Annotated in this window: 18 protein-coding genes; 4 read left to right on the top strand and 14 right to left on the bottom strand. The window is 61.0% G+C overall.

Annotated features, from left to right (window positions below; genetic code table 11):
• Positions 1-6: 6 nt before the first annotated feature.
• Both NW862_RS03515 and NW862_RS03510 read right to left on the bottom strand, forming a co-directional pair.
• Positions 7-852: an ABC transporter ATP-binding protein gene (locus NW862_RS03515; protein WP_414348831.1), complete on the bottom strand. Its 846-nt coding sequence runs from the start codon at positions 850-852 to the stop codon at positions 7-9.
• The gene (locus NW862_RS03510; RefSeq protein WP_414332342.1) at positions 849-1,892 is read right to left on the bottom strand and encodes a FecCD family ABC transporter permease; all 1,044 of its coding nucleotides are present in this window, start codon (positions 1,890-1,892) and stop codon (positions 849-851) included. The genes NW862_RS03515 and NW862_RS03510 overlap by 4 nt, the downstream gene beginning before the upstream one ends.
• Positions 1,893-2,270: 378 nt before the next feature.
• On the opposite strand from NW862_RS03510, the gene mutS reads away from it, so the two are divergent.
• Complete coding sequence (mutS, locus tag NW862_RS03505) at positions 2,271-4,952, top strand: DNA mismatch repair protein MutS (protein WP_414332340.1); 2,682 nt, start codon at positions 2,271-2,273, stop codon at positions 4,950-4,952.
• Between the two features lie 2 nt (positions 4,953-4,954).
• Here mutS and NW862_RS03500 read toward each other — a convergent pair whose 3' ends face one another.
• The gene (locus tag NW862_RS03500; RefSeq protein WP_414332338.1) at positions 4,955-5,500 is read right to left on the bottom strand and encodes a cofactor assembly of complex C subunit B; all 546 of its coding nucleotides are present in this window, start codon (positions 5,498-5,500) and stop codon (positions 4,955-4,957) included.
• Positions 5,501-6,067: 567 nt separating this feature from the next.
• On the opposite strand from NW862_RS03500, the gene sigC reads away from it, so the two are divergent.
• Entirely contained in the window at positions 6,068-7,162 is a 1,095-nt protein-coding gene (gene sigC / locus NW862_RS03495; RefSeq protein WP_414332336.1) for an RNA polymerase sigma factor SigC, read from the top strand.
• Positions 7,163-7,172: 10 nt separating this feature from the next.
• Here the strand turns inward: sigC and murJ are convergent, their stop codons facing one another.
• The 6 genes from murJ to NW862_RS03465 form a co-directional block, all read right to left on the bottom strand.
• The gene (murJ, locus tag NW862_RS03490) at positions 7,173-8,807 is read right to left on the bottom strand and encodes a murein biosynthesis integral membrane protein MurJ (protein ID WP_414332334.1); all 1,635 of its coding nucleotides are present in this window, start codon (positions 8,805-8,807) and stop codon (positions 7,173-7,175) included.
• A gap of 126 nt (positions 8,808-8,933) precedes the next feature.
• The gene (locus NW862_RS03485) at positions 8,934-9,332 is read right to left on the bottom strand and encodes a DUF4278 domain-containing protein (protein ID WP_414332333.1); all 399 of its coding nucleotides are present in this window, start codon (positions 9,330-9,332) and stop codon (positions 8,934-8,936) included.
• A 393-nt stretch (positions 9,333-9,725) separates the two neighbouring features.
• Positions 9,726-10,553 carry a HEAT repeat domain-containing protein gene (locus NW862_RS03480; RefSeq protein WP_414332331.1) on the bottom strand — a complete coding sequence of 276 codons (828 nt, stop codon included), beginning with the start codon at positions 10,551-10,553 and terminating at the stop codon, positions 9,726-9,728.
• 33 nt (positions 10,554-10,586) lie between these two features.
• Complete coding sequence (locus tag NW862_RS03475; protein ID WP_414332329.1) at positions 10,587-11,444, bottom strand: phycobilisome rod-core linker polypeptide; 858 nt, start codon at positions 11,442-11,444, stop codon at positions 10,587-10,589.
• A gap of 284 nt (positions 11,445-11,728) precedes the next feature.
• Positions 11,729-12,211: a phycocyanin subunit alpha gene (locus NW862_RS03470; RefSeq protein WP_011434281.1), complete on the bottom strand. Its 483-nt coding sequence runs from the start codon at positions 12,209-12,211 to the stop codon at positions 11,729-11,731.
• 202 nt (positions 12,212-12,413) lie between these two features.
• Positions 12,414-12,932 carry a phycocyanin subunit beta gene (locus tag NW862_RS03465; protein WP_011434282.1) on the bottom strand — a complete coding sequence of 173 codons (519 nt, stop codon included), beginning with the start codon at positions 12,930-12,932 and terminating at the stop codon, positions 12,414-12,416.
• A 724-nt stretch (positions 12,933-13,656) separates the two neighbouring features.
• Between NW862_RS03465 and NW862_RS03460 the strand changes: the two genes are divergently transcribed.
• Positions 13,657-14,274, top strand: a complete 618-nt coding sequence (locus NW862_RS03460) for a chromophore lyase CpcT/CpeT (RefSeq protein ID WP_414332326.1) — start codon at positions 13,657-13,659, stop codon at positions 14,272-14,274.
• 49 nt (positions 14,275-14,323) lie between these two features.
• The gene (locus NW862_RS03455) at positions 14,324-15,367 is read left to right on the top strand and encodes a hypothetical protein (RefSeq protein WP_414332324.1); all 1,044 of its coding nucleotides are present in this window, start codon (positions 14,324-14,326) and stop codon (positions 15,365-15,367) included.
• A 95-nt stretch (positions 15,368-15,462) separates the two neighbouring features.
• On the opposite strand, the gene NW862_RS03450 is transcribed toward NW862_RS03455, so the two are convergent.
• The 5 genes from NW862_RS03450 to NW862_RS03430 all read right to left on the bottom strand — a co-directional run.
• Complete coding sequence (locus NW862_RS03450; RefSeq protein ID WP_414332322.1) at positions 15,463-16,524, bottom strand: ABC transporter permease; 1,062 nt, start codon at positions 16,522-16,524, stop codon at positions 15,463-15,465.
• Positions 16,525-16,585: 61 nt separating this feature from the next.
• Positions 16,586-18,325 (bottom strand): ArnT family glycosyltransferase, encoded by a 1,740-nt coding sequence (locus tag NW862_RS03445; protein ID WP_414332320.1) that lies wholly within the window; start codon positions 18,323-18,325, stop codon positions 16,586-16,588.
• A gap of 82 nt (positions 18,326-18,407) precedes the next feature.
• The gene (locus NW862_RS03440) at positions 18,408-20,108 is read right to left on the bottom strand and encodes a DUF2254 family protein (protein WP_414332318.1); all 1,701 of its coding nucleotides are present in this window, start codon (positions 20,106-20,108) and stop codon (positions 18,408-18,410) included.
• A 27-nt stretch (positions 20,109-20,135) separates the two neighbouring features.
• Positions 20,136-21,593 carry a signal recognition particle-docking protein FtsY gene (gene ftsY, locus NW862_RS03435; protein ID WP_414332316.1) on the bottom strand — a complete coding sequence of 486 codons (1,458 nt, stop codon included), beginning with the start codon at positions 21,591-21,593 and terminating at the stop codon, positions 20,136-20,138.
• 68 nt (positions 21,594-21,661) lie between these two features.
• Positions 21,662-22,747, bottom strand: a 1,086-nt coding sequence (locus NW862_RS03430) for an RNA-guided endonuclease InsQ/TnpB family protein (protein WP_414426925.1), incomplete at its 5' end; no start/stop codon positions are given.

Raw genomic sequence — 22,747 nt, 5'->3', positions numbered from 1 at the left:
AACAAGTCAAACCTTCGCCTCAACACCCTTTCCTCCCAGCCAGAGGGGCCTTGCCGGGTCTGCGCTGCGCAAGGGGCAAAGCTGGAGCCCCACCGGCGTTGGGATCCACTCCACCTCTAGGCCAAACACCTGCCGCACCCTCTCAGCAGTCAAGGCCGCCTGCGGGGATCCCAGGGCCTGCAACTGTCCGGATCCCAGCAGAGCCACCCGCCGGCTGTAGCGAATGGCCAGGTTTAGATCGTGCAGCACGCTAACCACCGTCAGCCCCTGCTCCTGCTGCAGCCGTCGCAACAGCTCCAGCAGCTCCAGTTGGTGGCGCAGATCCAAAAACGTGGTGGGCTCGTCCAACAGCAGCACCTGCGGCTCCTGCACCAGGGCTAGCGCCAGAAAGGCCCGTTGCCGCTCGCCGCCGGAGAGCGTTTCCACCCGCCGCAGGGCCAGGGATCCCAGTCCCGTCTGCTCCAGCGCCCATTCCACCCGCTGCTGATCTGCCCGCGGCAACTGCCACGCCCACCAGGGCTGGTGAGGAGAACGCCCCAAGCTCACCAATTGCCGCACCGTCAGCCCTGTCGGGATCCGCGGCTGCTGGGGCAAAAGGGCCAACTGCCGCGCCACCTGTTGCGGGCTGAGCTGGGTGTGCAGATCCCGACCGTCCAAAAGTACGCGCCCCGCCTGCGGAACCAACACTCGGCTGAGTAGCCGCAGCAGGGTCGATTTGCCTGAGCCATTGGGGCCGACAATGCTCAGCCAGTCCCCCGCCTGCAGGCTGAAGCTCACCTGCCGGATCACCTGATGCGAGCCATAGCCCCCGCTCAGCGCCTCGGCCTGCAAAATCGGCCGGCCCGCCCTCATTGCCCCGCCTCCTGCTGCCGCAGCAGCCAGCCGAAAAACGGCGCCCCCATCAACGCCGTGACGATCCCCACCGGCAGCTCTACAGCCCCCAGCCGGGCGAGGAGATCGGCGCCGCTTAACAGAGCCGCCCCCGCCAAGGCAGAAAGGGGCAACAGCCAGCGGTGATCCGATCCCACCCCCTGGCGCACCATGTGGGGCACCACCAACCCCACAAAGCCGATCAACCCCCCCACGCTGACGACTGCCGCCGCCAACAAAGCCGCCACCAAGCCGATGGTCACCCGCGTCCGCACCAACGGGATCCCCAAGCTCACCGCCATCTCTTCTCCTAGGCCCAGCAGGTTCAAAGCCCGCGCCTGCGCCCAGCCCAGCCCCAGCCCGACCAGGATATACACCCCGGCCACCCGCACCTCCGGCCAACCCCGCCCGCTCAGGCTGCCGATCAACCACGTCAGGGCCACCTGGACCCGCTCATCGGCCAGGAGCAACAAAGCAGAGCTGATCGCCCCAAAGAGGGCGCTGACAGCCACTCCCGCCAGGATCAGCCGTTCCACCGCCAGCCCGGAGCGGGTGCGCGCCAGCCCATACACCAACACCGTGGTCAGCACGCCGCCCACCCAAGCTGCCAAGGGCACCCAAGCCGTCCACTCCCCCCAGGTGAGCAGCGCTACGGCCGCCAGGCCCGCCCCCGCCGAGATGCCCAGCAGGTAGGGATCCGCCAGCCCATTGCCCAACATCCCCTGCAACAGGGCCCCCGCCATCCCCAAGGCTGCCCCTAGCAACTGGGCCAAAAGCGCCCGCGGCAGCCGCAACTGCCAGACAATGGTCTGCCGGATCGGATCCCCTTGCCCCCACAGGGCCTGCCACAGCTCCGAAAAAGTTATGGGAACGGATCCCAAGGCAATTGAGATCCAAAGCAGCAAGAGGATGACACCCAGTAGCAAAACCATCAAGCCGACCGGCGAGCGGATCCGCCTGGCCTGCCCCCAGCGGGTCTCCGGGTCAACTCCTGATGACAGACGCTCTTGCTTGGCCAACATCGCAAACCTCTGGACTTTTAAGAGGGGGAGATCCCCAAGACAAGACAGCCCCAGCCGGCTCGCCAGCGCACCCAGACCCACCCCGGCGCAGCCCTAACCTGCCGAGCTTCTTAGCTTGTTGAGACTTAGATTCAATAAAAACGTAGCTGTCAGAATAACAGGCTTTCTTGGCTATTGCAAGTTAGTTTTAATAAGTCTTCGACCCCCTTTGAGCCAAGGGGAGATGGATCGGCACTCCCAGCCGCCTAGGCCGGCTTGTTCCCCGAAACCAAAGTCTGCCTTCACTGAGCTGCCCAAGGAGAGGGGGGAAGATCCCCAATAAAATGGCCGAAGCCGGCTAGCTTGGGTTGGACAGAGCCGTCTTGAAGTATTGGCGCTATGACTTCTTCCGCTGCCCCTGAGCCCACCTGGGATGCCCTGCAGGTGGATCCCGCCCTGCTCACCCCCATGATGCAGCACTACGTAGAGCTAAAGCGGCAATACCCCCACGCCATCCTGCTCTACCGCCTGGGGGATTTCTACGAGATGTTTTTCCAGGACGCGCAACTGGTGTCGCGGGAGCTGGAGCTGGTGCTCACCGGGCGAGAGGCGGGGGCCATCGGGCGGGTGCCCATGTGCGGGATCCCTTACCACGCCTTTGACCGCTATGCCGCCCAGTTGGTGGCCAAAGGGTATGCCCTGGCCGTCTGCGACCAGATGGAGCCGGCGGATCAAGCCAAAGGCTTGGTGCGGCGGGAAGTGACGCGGGTGATCACCCCCGGCACGGTCATCGAGGAGGAGCTGCTGCAGGCGCGGCAAAACAACTACCTGGCGGCCATTGTCCGCCTGCGAGGCTCCAAGCAAACCGCCTGGGGCCTGGCCTATGCCGACATTTCCACCGGCGAGTTCTGGGTCTGCCAGAGTGAGGGGCAAGAGCAGCTAGAACAGGAGCTGGCCCGGCTGCAGCCGGCGGAGATCCTGCTGCCCACCGAAGAGGGGCTGGGCCTGGGCCTGATGCGGCCTGGGGATCCCCAAGCCCCCCTGGGCCTACCCGGCCAGTACGCCTATACCCTGCGCCCGGCGGAGCCCTTTGAGCTAGCGGTGGCGCGGGACAACCTACTGCAGACCTATGGCCTGCGCTCCCTGGAGGGCTTGGGCTGCGAGGGGCTGCCGCTGGCCATTCGGGCGGCAGGGGGATTGCTCCACTATCTGGAAGAGACGCAAAAGAATCTGGTGCAGCCCTCTCCCCAAGGGGGCCATCCGCTCCTGCGCCCGCCCCGCACCTACCAGCTCACCGACTACCTAATATTGGACGCCCAAACCCGCCGCAACCTGGAGCTGACCCAGACCATCCGCGAGGGGGCCTTTGTCGGATCCCTGCTCTGGGTCTTGGATCACAGCCGCACCGCCATGGGCGGGCGCACCCTGCGCCGCTGGCTGCTGCAGCCTTTGCGGGATCGAGAGCAAATCCGCCTTCGCCAGGACACCATCCAGGAGCTCTTGGAAAACCCCTCCCTGCGCACCCGCCTGGGATCCCTGCTGGACTCTCTCTACGACCTGGAGCGGCTGGCCAACCGCGTCGCCTCCGGCACTGCCAACCCGCGCGAGCTGGTGGCCCTGGGATCCTCCCTGGGCAAACTGCCCCAACTGGCCGAGCTGGTGGCCGAAGCCCAAACTCCCCTCCTGCAGAGCCTACAGCAGGTGGATCCCGCTCTGGTTGACCTGGGCCGGCGCATCGAGCACACCCTCTTGCCCTCGCCCCCGCCCATTCTCACCGAAGGGGGGCTGATCCGGCCTGGGGTGGATGCTGAGCTGGACAGGCTGCGGCAGCAGGTGGAGCAAGACCGCCAATGGATTGCCCAGTTGGAGAAAACCGAGCGCGAGCGCACCGGCATCCCCACCCTCAAAGTGGGCTTCAACAAGGCCTTTGGCTACTACCTCAGCATCAGCCGCGCCAAGGCGCAGCAGGTGCCCAAGGAGTACATCCGCAAGCAGACGCTCACCAACGAAGAGCGCTTCATCACCCCCGAGCTCAAAGAAAAAGAAGCCCGCATCCTCACCGCCCAAACCGACATCAACCAGCGGGAGTACGAGCTGTTTGTGCAGTTGCGCCAAGAGGCGGGATCCCAAGCTGCCGCCATCCGCCAGGTGGCCCAGACCCTGGCCGCCGTCGATGCTCTGTTTGGCCTAGCCGAGGTGGCCGTGCAGCAGGGCTACACCCGCCCGGTGATCACTGCAGATCGCCGTTTAATCATCGAAGAGGGTCGCCACCCGGTGGTGGAGAAATCTTTGCCCCAGGGCCTGTTTGTCCCCAACTCGGTGCGCCTGGGATCCCCCCACGGCCCGGATCTCATCGTCCTCACCGGCCCCAACATGTCCGGCAAGTCCACCTACTTGCGCCAGATTGGGCTGATCCAGATCCTGGCCCAGATGGGCAGCTTTGTCCCGGCGCGGCGGGCGGAGCTGGGCCTGTGCGACCGCGTGTTTACCCGCATCGGCGCCGTGGATGACCTGGCCACGGGACAGTCCACCTTCATGGTGGAGATGAACGAGACGGCCAACATCCTCAACCACGCCGGCGAGCGCTCCCTGGTGCTCTTGGACGAGATTGGCCGCGGCACCGCCACCTTTGACGGCCTCTCTATTGCCTGGGCGGTAGCGGAGTACCTGGCCACCCAGGTGCGCGCCCGCACGATCTTTGCCACCCACTACCACGAGCTCAACCAACTGGAGACGCTGCTGCCCAACGTGGCCAACTTCCAGGTGGTGGTCAAAGAGCTCCGGGATCGCATCATCTTTTTGCACCAGGTGCAGCCGGGGGGAGCCGACCGCTCCTACGGCATCGAGGTGGGGCGCATGGCCGGCCTGCCCCAGCCGGTGATCGAGCGGGCCCAACAGGTGCTGGCCCTGGTGGAACAACACAGCCGCATCGGCCTGGGCCTGCGCAACCAAGGGAAAAGCCGCCTCTCCGCCAAGAAAAAACAGGCTGAACAAGACTCTGAGACCGATGGGATCGTCGCTCCCGCCCAAGGGGATCAACTGTCCTTGCTCCCGGCTCCCCCCTTTCCCAAGGAGCTCTAGGTCTATCCCCGCTCCAGATCCCGTTCTTGCAGCCCCAAGGTAATGGCCAGCACCTCCAGCTCATCCCGGTGCCCCTCCACCCACAGCAGGGATCCGGGGGGCGAGTCCGCCGCTTGCAACCTCAGGCGGATCTGCTCCGGGCGGTGGCTGCGCCGCCAGTAGTACCAGCCCGCCCAAGGAGAGACCAACAGCAGTGTCCAGGGCCAGGCTCCCCAGTCCGGCTCCAGCACCTGCAGCACCAAAGCCAGACAGGCCAGCCCCGCCCCCGCCAGCCCCGTCAAAAAAACGGCCAACCCGGTGCTGGCCCGCGCCTGCCCCGCAAAGGTGGCGATCCCCTCCGCATCGGCAGACTGCAAGCAATAGGCCCGCTCTTCCAGGTGCTTTCGGAGAAGGGATCCCATTTCCTCCAGGCTGCGACTGCTAAAATAGAGACGAGCTTCAACGCGGTCTTTGCCAGAGGCTCGCAGAAAAAAGAATAAGCCGATGGCCAGCAGCACCGTCAGCGCCAAGATTGAAACTCTTTCCCCGGTCAGCGTGGCGTCTGGCATCGCAAAGGCGATCCCAAGCATCTGAGCAGCGCCCATCCTGCCAGGAGTCAGTAGGTTCGGTAAATCTAACTTTTCGGGGAGCTTCTCCGCCAGCAAGCCGAATAGAATATGTGAACGGGAACGGCTCATCCGATCACTTAACAGATGACTTAAAACATTGCTTCTCAAGTTTAGACCCTCTAGACCTTGAGGATGGATGGGTTGCCGGCTTCGCCGGCAGAGACTGTCCCGAGGGCAGTGCGCTTTTCGGCAGTAGCGGTGGCAATTGAGCTGGGGGAGCTCTACGCTGGATCTCATGCGTTTAAGCCGAGAAATGCAACTATAATTAAGTTATGATAAGGGGCTCACGCTCCGCCCATTGGGTGACCCCTCCACCACTTCAGCTTTTCTCTGTGAAGTATGGGCATGAAGTCGGGCTGAGGGCAGTGTTTCATCCGTTTGGATGATGATAGCGCGAAGCCCTCGGTACTGGGGAATACTTAAGCCCAACCGGCTCTACAGCCATCACCACTGCTTGCTCAGCCCACTTGACGGCCTGCCTCTATCGCTGTTTCAGCAACACCCTACATGTCTAACTACGAACCTGAACTCAACGATGTTTTGTTGGATGGCGATCTCCTCGATCCTCCGGAGGAGGTAGAGGTCGATCTGGCCGAAAGCGAGTTTTTGGAAGAGGAGCCGACTCGTCGCTCCACCGACTTGGTACGCCTCTATCTGCAGGAGATCGGGCGTGTTCCCCTCTTGGGGCGCGATGAAGAGGTGGCCCTGGCCCAAAAAGTCCAAGACTACATGAAGCTCTTGGACATACGCCTGCGCCTGCAGAAGGAGCTGGGACGGGATCCCACTCCCGCCGAATGGGTGGCCAAAGCCAACCAATACCCCGAGTGGGCCAACCTCACCCCCGAAAAGCTGCAGCAGATCCAGCGGACTGGCAATCGTGCCAAAGAGCACATGATCAAGGCCAACCTGCGCCTGGTGGTGTCGGTGGCCAAGAAGTACCAAAATCGAGGCCTGGAACTGCTGGACTTGATCCAAGAGGGCACGCTGGGCCTGGAGCGGGCGGTGGAGAAGTTCGACCCCAAGAAGGGTTATCGCTTCAGCACCTACGCCTACTGGTGGATCCGGCAGGGCATCACCCGCGCTATCGCCACCCAGAGCCGCACCATCCGCCTGCCCGTCCACATCACCGAGAAACTGAACAAGATCAAGAAGGCGCAGCGCAAGCTCTCCCAAGAAAAAGGTCGCACTCCCACCATTGAAGATATCGCCTCCGAATTGGAGATGACCCCGCCTCAAGTACGAGAGCTGTTGGTACGGGTGCCGCGCTCGGTCTCTCTGGAAACTAAGGTGGGCAAAGACAAAGACACCGAACTGGGGGATCTGCTGGAAACCGACGACATCTCCCCCGAAGAGACGATGATGCGGGAGGCCCTGCATCGCGATCTGCAGCAGTTGCTGGCGGATCTCACCAGCCGCGAGCGGGATGTGATCCGCATGCGCTTTGGCTTGGGAGATGGGCGCACCTACTCGCTGGCGGAAATTGGTCGCGCCTTGGATCTGTCGCGGGAGCGGGTACGGCAAATCGAGGCCAAAGCCCTGCAAAAACTGCGGCAGCCGAAGCGGCGCAACCGGGTGCGAGACTACCTCGAAGCCATCAGCTAGTCGGGCCTGCCTAGGGTCTGGATGGAGATCGCCGGCTGGCAATCTTGCTCAAGCGCGTCTGGATCCGGGCTGCCAGCCAGTTCACTTCCGGGATCCGCAAATACAGGGCCCCCGCCGCAAACAAGCTGAGACCGATGCCGGCGGCCAGACCGGCCCAGAGGGCGGCGGTGATCAAAGGGGATCCCAGGATCTGCTGGGAGCGCAGTTGCGTCCACAGCCAATGGCTGAGGGCCCCGGCCAAGGTGGTGATCCCCAGCAAGGGCAGCAGGGCCTGCCCCATCTCCCGCCAAGGGATCCCCGGCAGACGCCGGTGGAGGCGGATCCCCAGGCCAATCAGAGCCATCAGGTTAACGCCTGCCGTAGCCAGGGCAATGCCCGGTGCTCCAAAGGTTGGCAAAAACAGGAAGTCCAGCAGGGCATTCAGGCCGATGGCCAGGCCGCTGATGTGCAGAGGTGTAGCCCCGTCCTCCAGGGCGTAGAAGATGCGCACCAACACATCCCGCAGCAGGTAACAGGTCATCCCCAGCCCATAAGCCATCAGCAGGGCCGCCACCTCCTGCGTCACCTCCGGCGCAAAGCGACCGCGCTGGTAGGCCACTTGAACGATAGGTTCGGCCAGGGCCACCAACACCATCGCAAGGGGCAGGGTGAGGATGGCCGTAACCATCAGCCCTTGGCGGATGCGCTGGCGCAGCTCCGGCCAACGGGATCCATCCCCCGCCAACTGGGCGTAGAGGGGCATCAGGGGCACCAGCACCATGTTGGAGAGAATCCCCAGGGGGGTTTGCACCAAAAGCTGGGCATAGCCCAAGTTGCCGATGGTGCGATCCCCGGGCACGAAAGAAGCAAAAAAGAGATCCACGTAGACATTGATGTGGATCATGCCGGAGGAGATCACCGCCGGCAGCATCAGCAGGCCCACCGCCCGCACCTGCGGGGATCCCCACTCAAAGCACAGCCGCAGCCGCCCCAGCCCCAGCCGCATCTGCAGAGGCACCTGCGCCAGCCACTGGGCAATGGCGCCGATGAGCACACCCCAGGCTAGCAACGTCGGGATCCCTGTCCACCCCAACGTGACCAGGATCCCGATCACCGCCAAGCTGGAGATCAGGGGGCTGAGGGCGGGCAAGAGGTAGTGCTCGGCCGCATTCAGCGCCCCAAAGCCGATCCCAATCCAGCCCGAGAGCAAGGCCAGGGGGGCCATGATCCGCAGTTGCGCAGCGGCCAAAGCGTGGACTTCGGGGCTGGCCCCTGGCGCATTCAGGCGCACCACCCAGTCGGCTCCCCACCAGAGGCCCAAGGTCACCGCCAAGAGCAAACAGCCCACTAGGGTGGAAATCGCTTCCAGCCAGACGGTCGGATCCTCTCTGCCAGGATCCCGCTGTTTTTTGAGAATGCTGACGATGGCGCTGTGGAAAGGGCCGTTGATCCCACCCAGCAAGATCAACAAAAAGCCGGGCAGGACGTAGGCTATGCTAAAGGCGCTGTACTCCGGCCCTGACCCGTAGACTGCCGCGATCAGAGCCTGCCGGACAAACCCCATGCCCTTGCTGAGCAGCGTGGCCCCTGCCACCAGCCCTGCCACCGAGAGCAAAGAACGGGACGGCAGGGCGGAAGACTCCTGCGTGGCGGACTCCTCTATCACGCTGCCCTAACCCCTGCCTCAACAACCAACGGCTGCCGGGATCCCTCACCACATCCCTGGGAACCGTCCCCCATTATGCGGCATTTGCAGGTTCCGTCAGGCTCCTTTTATAAGAGAGGGCAGCCCTCAAGCCAACAGTTGCCGTTCCTGCTCCAGTTGCTGCAACAAATGCTCATCCCCACGGGTTTGGGCAGAACGGATGCGCTCCTGCAGCCGGTGCAGCAGGTTCCGCCGATGGGTTTCCTCAACCAAGCTCATAAAGTGTTTCCGAGAAGAGGCTTGAGGGGAGACAACTGCTGCCGGGATCCCTTTCACCTCAGGGCTCGCCGCCGTCACCCTTGTTTCAGACTGGAGGGCCACACCTCGATACATGAAGGCAAAAGACTGAGGCAGCGCCACGGCTACGGATTGAGCTGGCCAGCTCCACTCCAAACCTCGATGCCGAGCCGGCACGCCCTGCCGATTCTGAATCGCCGCAGAGGGTGAAACAAACTCATGGGCAATACCCCGATAGGTCAGTTGCATAGGAAAACTCCCTTGGTTCAGTTGATCGATCTTTACTTTCTCTAGAGAGCTTAAAAAAGCCGCCACCTCAAGGCTGCCCAAAGGGGATCTCTCCTTCACGCAACCCAAGCGACCGAAAAGACAAAAACAAGCTGAAAGGGTAAGCCTTAACTTTATTCTGTATTCACTTTGACAAAATCATCCCTTTGGTGTCAACTTGCGGTTACTGAGCACATGGACTACCCCACCGCATGGGCGGGTGGGGTTTCCTGACCTACCGGCAGGTCTGCGAAGAATAGGCAGGCGGCACCAGCAGCAACCGAACGTCTGCTCTAGTTGCTTTGTGAGCACTCGCCATAGCAGCGAGGAGCGCTTGGGGAACACCTCTACAGAAAGCCTGCAAGAGCCTGCAGCTCAAAGCAGCTCGTCGATCAGCCGCAGCACCTGCTGCAGCTTGGCGCTGGGGGATTCTTGGTGTTTTAGGTTCATCTCCACCAACTGCTTGAGGGCGAGCAGCTTGATGTTGGACTCCACCGCCGCCGCTGCAATGGCCTGTGCCGCCGGCAAATAGCCGCTGGCCCCCAAATCCAGGAGAGCAGCCCGCCGCAGGTGGATGTTGGTGTGCTCCAATACCGAGAGCAGACGCTGGGCAAAAGCCGGATCCCCAGTCAGACGATAGCAGGCCCGCGCTGCCGCGCATTGCAAACGAATGGACGTGTGCTCTAGGTAAAGGCGGATTGGCTCCAGGGCAGCGGCCACTTGCAGGTGACCAAGAGCCTCGATAATCGCCTCTAGGGCGGCTTGCGCTTCCGTCTCCAGCCCTTGCTCCACAAAGCGCAGCCCTTCCAGCAAAGCGGATCCCAGCTTTTCCACTTCCTCAGGATCCCCATCGAGGTTGTTGGCCAGAGCGATCTCCACCAGCGCTTGGGCGGCGGCTGCCACCACTTGGCCATCGGAGCAAAACAAAGCCCCTTTTAGTGCTGGGATCCCGGCAAGGGATCCCAGTTTGCCCAGGGCGCGAGCAGCATTGCGCCGCAGCGGATATCCCCCTTGAGCTGTGCGATCCGTTTCATCCGCCAGAGCTTCGATCAGGGCCGGGATCCCTTCGGGGATGCGCATGCGCCCCAGCCACCAAGCAGCATAGTAGCGTTCCCCCGGATCCCCGTGGCGCAGCTTGGCGACCTGACCAGCCGGCGTGAGATCCACCGACGGATTGGGATCCGAAGGAACAGCAGTGGTCATGAAGTCAACAACGAAGAAAACACGCAGAAGGGATCAAGCGCTGCGGACGCTGACGATCTTGGCGCCCGATTTGAGCAGCCGCTGCATCGTCGCCGACAGTTGATCGGCGGAGACGAAGATCTGCTGGTTGGATTTGCGCACCCGGCTGGAGGTGGCCAGAGCTGAAGGCGGATTCAACAGTCGGGTCACTTCCACACAGAACATGCGATCCGACTGGCCCGTTGGCGGCCCCAGGTGCTTGGAAATGGGGCTGGGCGGCAGCAGGCCCCGCACCCCGATGCGGCGAATGGCCGGGGTAAAGCCGGTGGCCAGAGGCATCATCAAGCGGGGTCTGGGCCCCTGGGAGCGGTCGTTGTTGGCGTAGCCTCCGTAGAGGGCAAAAAGGTTGGTGAAGTCGCGGGTGGTATGGGCCTTGCGGTATTCAAACCCGCGCGGATAGGGGACGATGTTGTCGCCAAAAGCTTCCAGGTATTCCGGGCTGTCGATGTAGGAGTCGATCTCGGCGCTGTGGCCGCCCGATTGGTAGATGTCCAGGTGGCGGGCGATATCTTTAGGACTGGTGGGAGCGCGACCCAGCAGATGCTTGAAATTCAGTTCGATGGCACGGGTTTGCGAGTTGGGGTAGAAAAACCGCTTCTTATAGGCTTCGGACTTGGCGATCAGTCGCACAAACTCGCGCACCGTCAGGCTGCCCTGGCGCAGCAAGGATTCCGCACTGGCCAGCTCCTTCCTGTCCGCCCCAAACAAATGATCGTTGCCCAGCACCTGACGATAGATGGCGCGCAGCACCGCATTGAGCTGCTCCTGGCTGGCATTGGGACGCAACTCCAATGGGGTGGTCTCCGTAATACCCCGGATGCCCATCTGGCTTGCCGCTGTGATTGCACTCATGCTAGTTCCCCCGATTGAGCTGGATGAATACAGATTGCAAATTGACTTGACAAAAAGCTTGTGTTTGGAGATCAACAAAAGCCAAAGCCCTAAGCTGAATGAGAGCAACAGCGGTGCCCTCTCGTTCGCTGGAGAGACTGCCCCTTAAACCCACCCGGTTAAAAGGAACTCTCCACTCCGTAACAGGCTGACCACCGTTGCCCTCAACAACCTCGTCCCCCGGCGCCTGCACGACCGGCCAGCTATCTTCTGGCCAGCGTCAAGGGGGATCCCAAGCCAAGGGCCTAGCTGAGCGCGTTGATGGCGTAGTCGATGTAGGTGTTGGCTTCGGTGGCCGCTTGCCCGGTCAGGCCGTGGTTGGCTTTGATGTAGCGCAGGGCTTCGATAAACCAACTGGGGGAGAGTTCAAAAGCGGCGTTGATCTCGCGGATCCCGGCCAACTGATACTCGTCCAGAGGGCCGGTGCCACCGGCTACCAAGCAGTAGGTGATGTAGCGCAGGTAGTGGCGCACATCGCGGGCGCACTTGTCTTTGCCGGCCTGGGTGTGGCACTGCCCGCCCGGCTGGGTGGTGTAGGGGAACTTAGCGTAAACCGCTTCGGTGGCACCGCGCACCAGCTCGTCGGCACGGCTGCTCAGGACGCGGGCGGCTTCCATGCTGGCGGCAGCTCGCTGAAAACGGCCATTGATGGCTTGCAATTCGCTGTTGCTCAGGTAGCGCCCTTGGCTATCGGCAGTAGCAATGGCGTCAACAATTGGGGTTTGCATGATTCAAAACGCTCCTTTACTTAAGCTCAATGCAAAAACAAAGCAAAAGATTCAAAGTCGTAACTGCAAAATGTCTCAACTGCAAAATCGCTGCAAAAAAGCCACTTTTCCAGGGATCCCCTGTCAACCTAAGCTGCTTTGGATTCCAGAGTGGTCTTCACAACTGGATCCGTCTACAGCAGAAGCTCTGGCCCAAAAGGGATCAAACGACAGCCGCAGCGGCGCGATCGAAGTAGGATTCGATTTCGGCAATCAGAGCGCTGCAATCGCCCCGGGTGATCCCGTTGGGGTCGTTCACCACCGCCACCGCGGCTTTTTTCATCTTTTGGATGCCGTTGGCCACCGAGCTACCGGGGGTGCCCAAGGCTTGATAGGTCTCCCGCAGGCCGTTCAAGCAGCGCTCGTTCAGCACGCTGGCATCTCCGGCTGCCACGGCGTAGGTGATGTAGCGGAGGATGATGTCCATATCCCGCATGCAGGCAGCCACGTTACGGCTGGGGTAGGCAGGGCCACCGGGAGCGTTCAAATTGGGCTCCTCGGCAAACAATTGACGGATGGCATCGGTCACGATCTTAGAAGCATTGCTGGTGAGGCGGTTCACAGCATCCAAACGCTTGTTGCCCTCAGCAATCACCTGCTGGAGAGCCGCAAACTCGTTCTCCCCCAGGAAAGCACCTTTGGAGTCAGCTTGGGCAACCACTTTGCCAAATACATCGTTCATGGTTTTCAATCTCCCTAGCGAAAATAAAAGAGGTTATGAATCCACATTCCCTACCGCCGACCGGAGGACACACGCCAGTCGGAAGGGCGACACTGCTTGGGTCCTCAGTGCCGAAGGGCGCTGCTTGGCCTACAGACCCACCGACGGGGTCAAAGCCAAGAGAACCAAGATGAGCCAGCAAAGCCCCTATCCTCCAGCAAAGGTAAGCTGCTGCCGAGGGTAAAGCTACTCCAGGTTGCAATCCAAAGAATTGGACTTGGATCAGAACCCTCAGCCGCTGCCGCCAACCGCAACTGGGCAGAGGGGGAAAAGTCGGCTCCCCTTGTTTCCAGTCTTTTTCTACCGCGAAGGCAGGAAGCGGTTGCATCAAAAAATGTAAATTGCCTTCACCTCGCGCAAAAAGAGTTGGATTGCTTTCCAAGCTGCTTCCCACCTGCGATCCCGGCCAACGCTCTCCATCTTTTTAGCGGGAGTTTTTTACAAAAGAACATGGTACTTTGCTTAGCTTTACAATATAAAGAAAGGTGTCAGCCTCGATCGCGGCCTTGCCGCTTGGCAGGGAGCCATTTTCGGTGTCGGGGCGAACACTCTCAGAAAAGAGACATAATTTAACATTTGCTGAGATCCTTGGATGGGCCTGGGGTTGGGGCAAAATCTGAGAAGGCTTTTCTCGATGCCGGCAATTTTCGGTATACGCCTTTACAGAACTTTTGGATGATTGCCTATGCCTGTCGGGTTTGATCGCACCGCTTCCCCGGAACTGCTACAGATGGCGCGTTGGCTGGCAGGAGACTTCAGCAACCAAGAGCAAGCTTGGGAGAATCCGCCCTTTTTTGCTTCCATCCGGGTGGCCTATCGCCCCTTGCCGGCTCAAGTGTTGGGTGGGATTGGCTTTTATGTGGAGCAAGCTTACAGCGGCCATTTGGAGGATCCCTATCGGCAGGCGGTGGTGGAATTGACTCAGGTGGGCGCCGGGATCCGGATTCGCAACTACCGTCCGCTGGAGCCGCAGCGGTGGCGAGGCTGTGCCCGGGAGAGGGCAGACCAACTGCGCCAACTGAGCGCCGCCGATCTGGCTTATTTGCCTGGGTGCGATGTGCAGGTGCGACGGGAGGGATCTGGCTTTGTGGGCGTGACGGAGCCGGGGTGCCGGTGTTGCGTGGTGCGCAACGGCCAGACTACTTATTTGCAGACCACCTTGCACCTGAGCGAGAGCGAGTTTTGCAGCCATGACCGAGGCATGGATCCCATCACCCACCGGCAGGTTTGGGGGGCATTGGCGGGCGCTTTTCGCTTCCAAAAGGTGGTCGATTGGCAAGCGGAGCTGTTGCTGTGCGGATGATCCAATGCAAGTGAGGTCGAGCCCAAAGGATGAGCCACGGTCGGGGGGGATGTTGCCGGCTCTGATGGTGATGCTGGCTTTGCTGCTGCTCGGTGTTGGATGTGCTGGCCAGGGGGAATCTGTCGCCCCGGTGTTGATCCCTCTCCCGCCGCAAGCGGGAACTGAGTCGATTCCCATGCCGGTGCGCACGCTGGGCAACAGCCGCTTTAAGTTGCTCGGCTTGAACGTGGGGGTGGCCGGGGCCGGCGCGGAGTTGCTCTTGGACACCGGCTCGGCAGGTCTGCGCATTGTATCGGCGGCGGCAGGTCGCTTCGGCCTAGAACGGACGGAGATCCCTTCTACCGTCACCTTTGCCGATGGCACCCAGTTTGTCGGCGTATTGGCCCGTGCCCCCTTCAGCATCGGCGGGATCCCCAGTCGAGAGCCGGTAACGATTCAGTTGATCGACCGCATCGCCTGTGTGGACGCGCTGGTAGCCAATTGCTCAGACAACCTGTTTGGGGTGGGGCGGCCTTTTGCCGGGATCCTGGGCACGTCCCTCGATGAGCGCAGCCCCGATCCGGAGCTGTTCAGTCCGCTCACCCGTCTGCCGGGCAATTTTCGCTCCGGGTACATGATCCAAACGGGCGGCTTCAACTCCACCCAGGGCCTTTTCACGGTTGGCCTGACGGACAACAACACCGCCGGCTTTAATTTCCGGCAGTTTCCCCAAGTGGGGAGCTTTCCCGATGGCACCCCCATCTGGCGGGATGAGGCTTTGCAAGTGGCCTACAGCATCAGCAATACTTCCATCCAAAATGCCCTCAGCCCCACCCAGTTCGACAGCGGCTCTTCCGACATTTTCCTCAACGTCAGGCTGTTGGGAGCAGCTCCCTTCTCCACCTCGACTCTCCCCCCTGGGGCGGAATGGCGAGCAGTGTTGGAGGGGGCTTTCGACTACCGTATTCGAGTTGGCTTTCCGATTACGCCCAGTCGAGATCGAATTTTTGTGAGCGGCAACCAGGGGGTGCAACTGTTGGGCATGCCGCTGTTTTTCAACACTGATGTTGCCTTTGATGTTGAACGGGGTCGGGTCGGCTTTCGCGTGCGTTGAAAAAAAGGAGCTTGTTGCAGACTGTTGCACGGCTGGCCAGATCCAGCTAGCTTTCCCCGGTACCGGCCACATTTCGAGCGGTACTGAAAGGGCAATTAAGGGTTCTGCTTCCCTTTGGTCAGGAAATAGCGGCGGCTGATCCCCTGGGTCAACAAGACAAACAACACCAGGGATCCCTGAATGATGCCGGCCAGCGAAGACTCCAGTTGCAAAGAGAGAGGCAGTTGCAAGCTGCCGATGTTGAGGCTGCTGAAGAAAAAGGCAATCGGCAAAATCAGCAGCGGGTTAAAGCCGGCCAGCATCACCACCAGCAAGGCCAGAAAGCCCAAGTTGCTGGAAATGTTGGGGATGAGACGATGGAACAGAGCCAACACCTGCAAGGCGCCCGCCAGCCCTGCCAGTCCTCCACAGCAGGCAAAGGCCATGAGCAACCTTTGGGTAGCCGGGATCCCCAGCCGGAAGGCAGCTACGGGGTTTTTCCCCACCGCCCGCAACTGCAGGCCAAAACGGGTGTTGTGCACCACCAGCAGCGTCAGGACCAAAGCCAACAGGGCCAGCAGCAACGCCACCGGACTGGCCTCTGACCGCCCCCAGGTGGGCAACCAGAAACGGGGATCCAACAATTCTGTTCCGCTCATGGAAGCCACCCCTGGCCTTTTCCAAGGGCCGAAGATCAGGTACAAGACCCAGCCTTGGGCAACAAAGTTCAGCCCCAGACCGGCGAAGATCTCGTTGACCCGTCCCCACACATTCAGGATCCCGGCCAACAGGCCCCAGCCCGCCCCGCCCAGGATCCCGGCCAAAAGTGCCCAGGTAATGGCCAGTGGCGGTTCCAGGCGCACCAGAAAGGTGGCCGCAATGGCCCCGACCACCATCTGCCCTTCGATGCCCAAGTTGTAGAGACCGGCAACAAAGGTGAACACCAGTCCACAGCAGCAGAGGACAAGAGGAGCCAGCGTCGCCAAAACCCGGCCAAACTGAGCTTCGCTGCCAAAGGCCCCCTGCCACATGCTGGCTGCCACCTGGAGAGGTGAAGCCCCCGCCAACAGGATCACCCCTGCCACAAACAGCAGCGCTGCCAGCCAAGCCAATCCCTGGATTGCCCAGGTGCGCTGCGGAGACAACCACGACCGGCCCGATGCCTCGGCTTCCACCATGCGCCGTCACCTCCTCCCAAGTTCTCAAGGAGCAATGTTTAGAGTTTTGATCGTAAACGCCTCAGGAAGGCTCCCCGCTGGCCGCATCTGAGAGGGAGCGGTGCACCAGTTGCCAGCCCTCCACCTCGGCCAAAGGCTGCAGTCCCAAGTCTTCGATGTCAACCTGTTCTGCCTGCACAGGGGATACCCAAAGGTAGTCTCCATGCTCCCCTTGTTGCAGAGCCTGATCATCCACCCATCTTCCCGGATTGGGCGTATAAAAGGCGATGGCCTGCGCCTGACAGACATCCGGCAAGCCGCTGCGGCCAATATCCACCACGGGAAAACCAGTGTCTGCAGATCCCAGCATCTGTTTCCAGTCCATCTGGGCAAAAGCAGGGCTGAAATTGCCGAAGTCAGGCCGCAGGAGGATGCTGACCATGGCGAGAATCCCGGCAGCTAGGAGTGTGCCCAGCCAGAGCTCCCCGGCATGGTGCAGCACCCGCCGCCAGCTCCAGATCCCTGGCAGCAAGAGGTACAAAAGCCCCATCACCACCAGAGGCCAGGCATGGGGTTGTAGGAGCTGCAGACCGTCTACGCCCAGGCGGACGGCTACCCCCAAACCCAAAAGCAGCAGCCCCACCGCCGCTAACCCCCAGGAGAGCACCTGGGCCAGGTGGGGTCTGTCTCGCCGAGAACCTCGTCCCGCTGTCCCAGTCGAGGCGGTGCGGAGCGGAAACGGCAGAGCTTGATCGAGGACCACCCCCGCCAGCAGAGCCAGCCAGGGATAGAGCTGCACCGTGTAGTAGGGGGTTTTGGTGGGATAAAGCTGCAATAGAACCAAAAGCAGCAGGGGAAAAGACCAGATCAACAAAGTGGATGCCGGCTTTTGCCGCACCAAGAGAATTCCTCCCACCACCCCCAAAACCGTCCAAGGAAAGCCGTGGGCCGGGATGTGCCAAAAGTAGTACCAGCCGGTGGCATCGGCATGGAAGGGTTCTTGCCCCAGATCCCACACCTTTCCCACCAAGGTGGCCAGCACCTCGGAACCGTATATCCCCATGGCCGGCACCAGCCAGAGGCCAAAGATCCCCAGGCCCAGCAACATCCCCAGCCAAAAGGGGGCGGATCCCAGCCAGTGGCGCCGCTGCTGCACCCAGTAAGGGATCAAAGCCGCTGCCGGCAGCAGGATCATGGCGCTCTTCATCAAAAGGCCCAGCCCAAAGGCCACCCCCACCAGCCAAAACCAAACTGGGTGGCCGCGGCTGCCGTTCACCAGCCCCAGGATCCCCAAGAGCTCCAGGCAGGTCAGGGGCACATCTTGCCCCACCAGCCGCCCCTGCTGTACCCAGAGGTAGCAGAGGGGCAAAACCGCCATGCCCAGCAGGGCCGCCCGTGTCGGCAAAAAAGCCCGCCCAATCCAGCCCACCAGAGGAATGGAGAGCAAAGCGGCCAGGATCCCGGGCAGCCGAGCCGCCCATTCGTTGATGCCGTAGAGGGCAAAGCTGAGGGCCACGCTCCAGGTGAGCAGAGGCGGTTTCTCGAAAAAAGGCTCCCCCAAAAAAGTCGGCCCCAGCCAGTTGCTCCCCCACAGCAGCTCGCGGGCCATCTGGGCATAAAAGCTCTCGTCGCAGCCAGCCAAACTGGGATCCGCCCCCGAAAGCACAAACAGGGGCACCGCCAGGCCCATGATCAACAGGCTCAGGCCCCAAAAGGGCAACAGGTGCGGGTCGCGGCGAAACTGGACAAAAGAGCTGGTTGCCGGCAGGGATCCTCGGCTGGGAGAACTGCCCAGACGGTTAGGTTGGCCGAAAGGACGCATGAGACAAGCCTTCTGGAACGACACCAAGGGGCGGCTCTGACCAAACTAAACTAAACCCTGCGGTAAAGAGATCTGGCTTTTTTTACGGAAGCTCCAGGGATCTAGAGGCGCTCTCCAGCTTATCTGCCAGAGAGGTCAAGCCCTGAAACCAGCCGAAAAACTGCTCGGCATAGGGTTGCAGGGCCGGTTCGAGGTAGTAGAAGTTCTCCCCCCGGTCGGTGAACTCCCAAAACTCCGCAGCCGTAGAGAGCAGCTCTTGGCGGATGCTCTGCAGGCGCGCCGAGGGCTCGTGCTGCATATCCCTGTAGATCAACTTGGCCAAATCCTCCCGCCCACGGCTGAGAAAGTAAGCCGCCAGCCGCACCTGGGTTTTGCGGATCCCGCGCAAGGTATTCTCCTGTTGCTCGCTTTCGGGGTCTTGGTCTAGGCGTAACAAGGCCTGCACAATGGCTTCGGTTGTTTCCGACTGCAGAGCACAGCTCAACTGGGCCAGCCTTCCCAGATCGAAGCCAAAGGTTTCCGAAAGGAAAAAGAGGCCGGCCTTGTAGGCAGTCAAGCTGTAGTAGCGAAAGTAGTCAACAATCTGCAAGACCAGGGCCGACTGACGGTGGTGTAGGGCTGCCTCGGCCAGCAGGCGGTATTGCTTGAGCAGGTTGTAGCCACCGCGGATGTCGCGCGCGTTGATGACAGCCCGCAGGTAGGTGTTGAAAAACTTGATCACCCACCCCGCTACCGTGAGTCGTTGGGTTTCCAGGGCGCGGATCCCCAGCTCCCGGCTGTGAATGGCCACCAGGGTGCTCGCCTGCTGCATGCCGTTTAGCCCCTCGACAAACAAGGCCTGATACTGCCGCAAGATCTTCAGCTCCAGCCAGGATCTCTCTGCCTCGATCTGGCTCAATAGGCCCTTATCCACCGAAGCAAAGTCCGGATCCCGCTGCAGAGCCGCGGTCAAGAGAAACCAGGTGGGGTGCAGTTGTGCTTTGTGCTCGGCATAGAAGATCCATAGAGACTTTAGACTATCCAACGCTTCCAAGAAAATGCTTCCCTCCTGTTGGCGGAGAGCGCTGGTGGCGATGCTTTTGATCTCATCGAGGGCAGCAAGGCAGCGCTGATGAGCTGGCGAACATTGGCCTGTTGGAGAGTGCTGCTCTGTTGCCACACCACGCCGACGCCAGCGAGAGAAACGACTCTCCTCGAACCCGAAATCAGATCCCAATCTTCTGGAGACAAGGGATCCCAGGACGGCCTGCCGCACCTGCTGCTCAATGCGACGGATGATCGAGGTCGGTTGCAAGAAGTTAAACACAAAGCGAAAGTAGGGGATCAGCACCAAAAACGAAGCTGTGCCCAGCAGCAGGTTCAGCCCGATGAGCAGCCCCGGATGTCCGCTGGCGGGATCGTAAAAGCTCAGGGCTATCGAGCTCCACAAACTGACCACATTGGCCAGGATCAGGAAAAAGAAGAGATAGAAGTTGACCTGCTCGCGCAAAAACAGCTCGGTGACCTTCGGGGTGAAGCGATCCGCGCTCAACTGCACCACAATGGCCACCACCGAGAGGGTAACGCCCAACACCCCCGACAACACCTGGGTCAAGGTGGCTACAAATTCTTGCAAAGCCTCTGCATCCTGGGTGGATCCCGTCCAGGCCAGGTTCAACCCGCTCTGGATCCAGCGGTGCCCACCCCAGGCCCAAAGCAAACCTGCTCCCACCCCCGCAGCGCTCCAGGGCAGAAGGCGAGGGCGACGCCCAACACAGTTGGGAGCTGTGTGTATCTCTTTCACGGTGGCTTTTCCCAGAAAGGGGGCGCCTCAATACTCGCTCAGGAGAGCTTCCACAAACTCATAGCTGGAAAAAGGCCGCAGATCTTCCAGCCCCTCGCCGGCGCCGATGAAGCGGATGGGCAAGTGCATCTGTTGTGTAATGGCCAGGGCAATGCCCCCCTTGGCGGTGCTATCCAGCTTGGTCAGGATCACGCCGCTCAGCTTGGCCACTTCGGAAAACACCGCCGCTTGGCGCAAGCCGTTTTGCCCTTGGGTGGCATCCAGCACCAGCAGGCTTTCCACCTTGGCTTCAGGAGCTTTTTTGTCGATGATGCGGCGGATCTTGGCCAGCTCCTCCATCAGGTTTTTCTTGTTTTGCAGACGGCCCGCCGTATCCACCAAGAGCAGCTCGGTGCCCCTGGCCTGGGCGGCTGTGATGGCGTCAAAGACCACCGCCGCCGGGTCAGCATTGGGAGAAGGATTGGCGATCACCTCTACCCCCGCTCGTTCTGCCCAAACCTTGAGCTGCTCCACCGCGGCAGCCCGGAAGGTGTCGGCAGCGGCGATCAAGCAGCGGTACCCAGACTCGCGGGCCACATGGGCAATTTTGCCGATGGTGGTGGTTTTGCCCGCTCCATTCACCCCGACAATCAGCCAAATGTTGAGCGTGCCCCGTTGCGGCGCAAAGGTGGGATCCCCTACCGTCAACATCTGGCGCATCTGCTGCTTGAGGTATTTGACCGCCTCCTCCGGCGGCACCACCTCCTCGCGCATGCGCTTTTGTAGGGCTTGGATGATCCGCTCGGTGGCATCGATCCCCACATCGGCCTGCAGCAACAGGGCCTCAATTTCTTCTACAGCTTTCTGGTCGAGGGGGCCACGGCCTACCAGGGCCTTCAATTGGTTGATTAGGTTGAGGCGGGTTTTGCCCAAGCCTCGCCGCAGCTTTTGCAGCCAAGAGATCTCTTCTACGGAGATCTCTTCCGGTTTGCGCCCTTGGGCCGCCAAGATCTCGGCTGACCAGCGGAAGCCTTCATCGAAGACCAGCTCTTCCGGCCCGGTCTCGGGAGAGGGAGCGACGGCTGGGGTCATCGGCTCCGGCTCTTCCACAGCGCTGGCTTGCAGGGCTTGCAGACGCTCGGCAGCACGGGGAGCCAGATCGAAAAACGAGGGAGCTGCCGCCGGCTGCACAGAGGGTGATTCTGGAGATACCGGTTCTTTTGTTGGAATAGGCTCCGGAGGCGAGGCCGGTGGCTGTGGCTGGAGAGCTTCTGCAGGGATCCCTTCTATTTGCCCATCTGTTTGCTCAAGCGGGACGGAGTCCTTGGCTGGGGCCTCCTGGCCAGCGGCACGGGCCTTCAGGTTGGCATAGGCGGCTTTGGCGAAGGCCAAATAGTCTTCGGGGGAGATCTCCGCTGGCTCCGTGGCCGACGTGGGGTCTGGTGGCGAAGGCTTTGCTTCACCAGGGGAGTCGGTATAGCGGCGGCGAAACCAATCGAAGGCCATAATCCCAATCTCCAGCCAGACTGTTTTTTTCCAGTTTGACAGAGCAGACCCTAGAGCGCAGCCGTAAACTACCCGACTCCGACCGCTAAGCGATACGGAGCGGGCTTCTGGTAGCCCTGCAGTTGGCAAGCCAACCACGGGCCTCTAGGCCGGTTTACAGCGACCCCCAAAAGCGCAATCACGTTGGCACCGTTCAAATCTGCATCCCCTTCCCAACCGCAGACCGGGTTCACACAGCGAAAATGCTTCCCTTCCCGTTGCCCAAGCCACAAACACTGATGGCAGGTCTGCGAGCTGTAGGCAGGTGGCACCACCACCACCTTCACCCCTGCTCTGGCTGCCTTGTAGTGCACAAACTGCCGCAACTGGTAGAACGCCCAACTATTGGCCCGCCGCCGCTCTCTCTTGCTGCGCGGCTGTTGGTTGACTCGTTCACGGATCCCGGTCAGGTCTTCCAAGGCAATAAAGCTGCGGGTGGCCTGTGCCCTAGAAACAATGGACTTGGAGATGCGGTGGTTCACCCAAGCTTGAAAACGTCTCTCCCGACCAGACAGCCGTTGCAGCAGCTCCCGACACCTGCGCCGAGTGCTGCGTGTGCCCATACTGGCCTTGCGTTGCAGAGCCGCTCTCAAGCGGGAGTAGTGGTCTCTGACCTGGTTCAACTGCTGTCCATTCCAGTGGTCTCCTTCTGTTCGCGTCAGCGGGACGGAGTCCTTGGTATGGGCAATATCTCTCCTACCCAAGTCCACACCAATCGCCTCGGTGGTGTCTCGTGGCTCCGGTGGGTCCTGCTCCACGCCAATTTGGATGTAGTAAAAACCGTCTTGGCGTTTGACCAACGTGGCTGCTTTGGGATGAGAACCCGCCAGCATGCCGCGCTGGTAGTTACCTATATCCAGCTCAAAGCGTTCGCGTCCCTCAACGGTGGTCAGCGACACCGTCCAGTCCCTCTCCCGGAAAGAGAAGATGCGGGCATCGTAGGTCACAAAGCCAGACTTGAACGCTTTGACCGGACGATTCTTTTGCTGGGCAACCTTGCGGGCAGCGGCCAACCTTCTGCACACCTGTTGTGCCAGGTTGCTGGAGAGCCCAAAGCGGGTACGAATTGCGCGGTAGCAGAGCGATTGAAGCTTGACTGGGTTGACCACCTTCTC

The sequence above is a fragment of the Synechococcus sp. H55.8 genome (assembly GCF_047462375.1).
GTDB lineage: Bacteria > Cyanobacteriota > Cyanobacteriia > Thermostichales > Thermostichaceae > Thermostichus.
Note: the sequence above shows the minus strand (reverse complement) of the source record. Positions and strands in the feature narration are given on the sequence as shown.

Excerpts from the sequence above, each read along its gene's own strand:
- sigC (WP_414332336.1), top strand. The coding sequence starts at position 6,068 with ATGTCTAACTACGAACCTGAACTCAACGATGTTTTGTTGGATGGCGAT.
- NW862_RS03445 (WP_414332320.1), bottom strand. The coding sequence starts at position 18,325 with ATGCGTCCTTTCGGCCAACCTAACCGTCTGGGCAGTTCTCCCAGCCGA.
- NW862_RS03460 (WP_414332326.1), top strand. The coding sequence starts at position 13,657 with ATGCCTGTCGGGTTTGATCGCACCGCTTCCCCGGAACTGCTACAGATG.
- NW862_RS03450 (WP_414332322.1), bottom strand. The coding sequence starts at position 16,524 with ATGGTGGAAGCCGAGGCATCGGGCCGGTCGTGGTTGTCTCCGCAGCGC.
- NW862_RS03470 (WP_011434281.1), bottom strand. The coding sequence starts at position 12,211 with ATGCAAACCCCAATTGTTGACGCCATTGCTACTGCCGATAGCCAAGGG.
- NW862_RS03500 (WP_414332338.1), bottom strand. The coding sequence starts at position 5,500 with ATGCCAGACGCCACGCTGACCGGGGAAAGAGTTTCAATCTTGGCGCTG.
- mutS (WP_414332340.1), top strand. The coding sequence starts at position 2,271 with ATGACTTCTTCCGCTGCCCCTGAGCCCACCTGGGATGCCCTGCAGGTG.
- NW862_RS03515 (WP_414348831.1), bottom strand. The coding sequence starts at position 852 with ATGAGGGCGGGCCGGCCGATTTTGCAGGCCGAGGCGCTGAGCGGGGGC.
- NW862_RS03485 (WP_414332333.1), bottom strand. The coding sequence starts at position 9,332 with ATGCAACTGACCTATCGGGGTATTGCCCATGAGTTTGTTTCACCCTCT.
- NW862_RS03480 (WP_414332331.1), bottom strand. The coding sequence starts at position 10,553 with ATGACCACTGCTGTTCCTTCGGATCCCAATCCGTCGGTGGATCTCACG.
- NW862_RS03475 (WP_414332329.1), bottom strand. The coding sequence starts at position 11,444 with ATGAGTGCAATCACAGCGGCAAGCCAGATGGGCATCCGGGGTATTACG.
- NW862_RS03465 (WP_011434282.1), bottom strand. The coding sequence starts at position 12,932 with ATGAACGATGTATTTGGCAAAGTGGTTGCCCAAGCTGACTCCAAAGGT.
- ftsY (WP_414332316.1), bottom strand. The coding sequence starts at position 21,593 with ATGGCCTTCGATTGGTTTCGCCGCCGCTATACCGACTCCCCTGGTGAA.
- NW862_RS03510 (WP_414332342.1), bottom strand. The coding sequence starts at position 1,892 with ATGTTGGCCAAGCAAGAGCGTCTGTCATCAGGAGTTGACCCGGAGACC.
- NW862_RS03455 (WP_414332324.1), top strand. The coding sequence starts at position 14,324 with ATGTTGCCGGCTCTGATGGTGATGCTGGCTTTGCTGCTGCTCGGTGTT.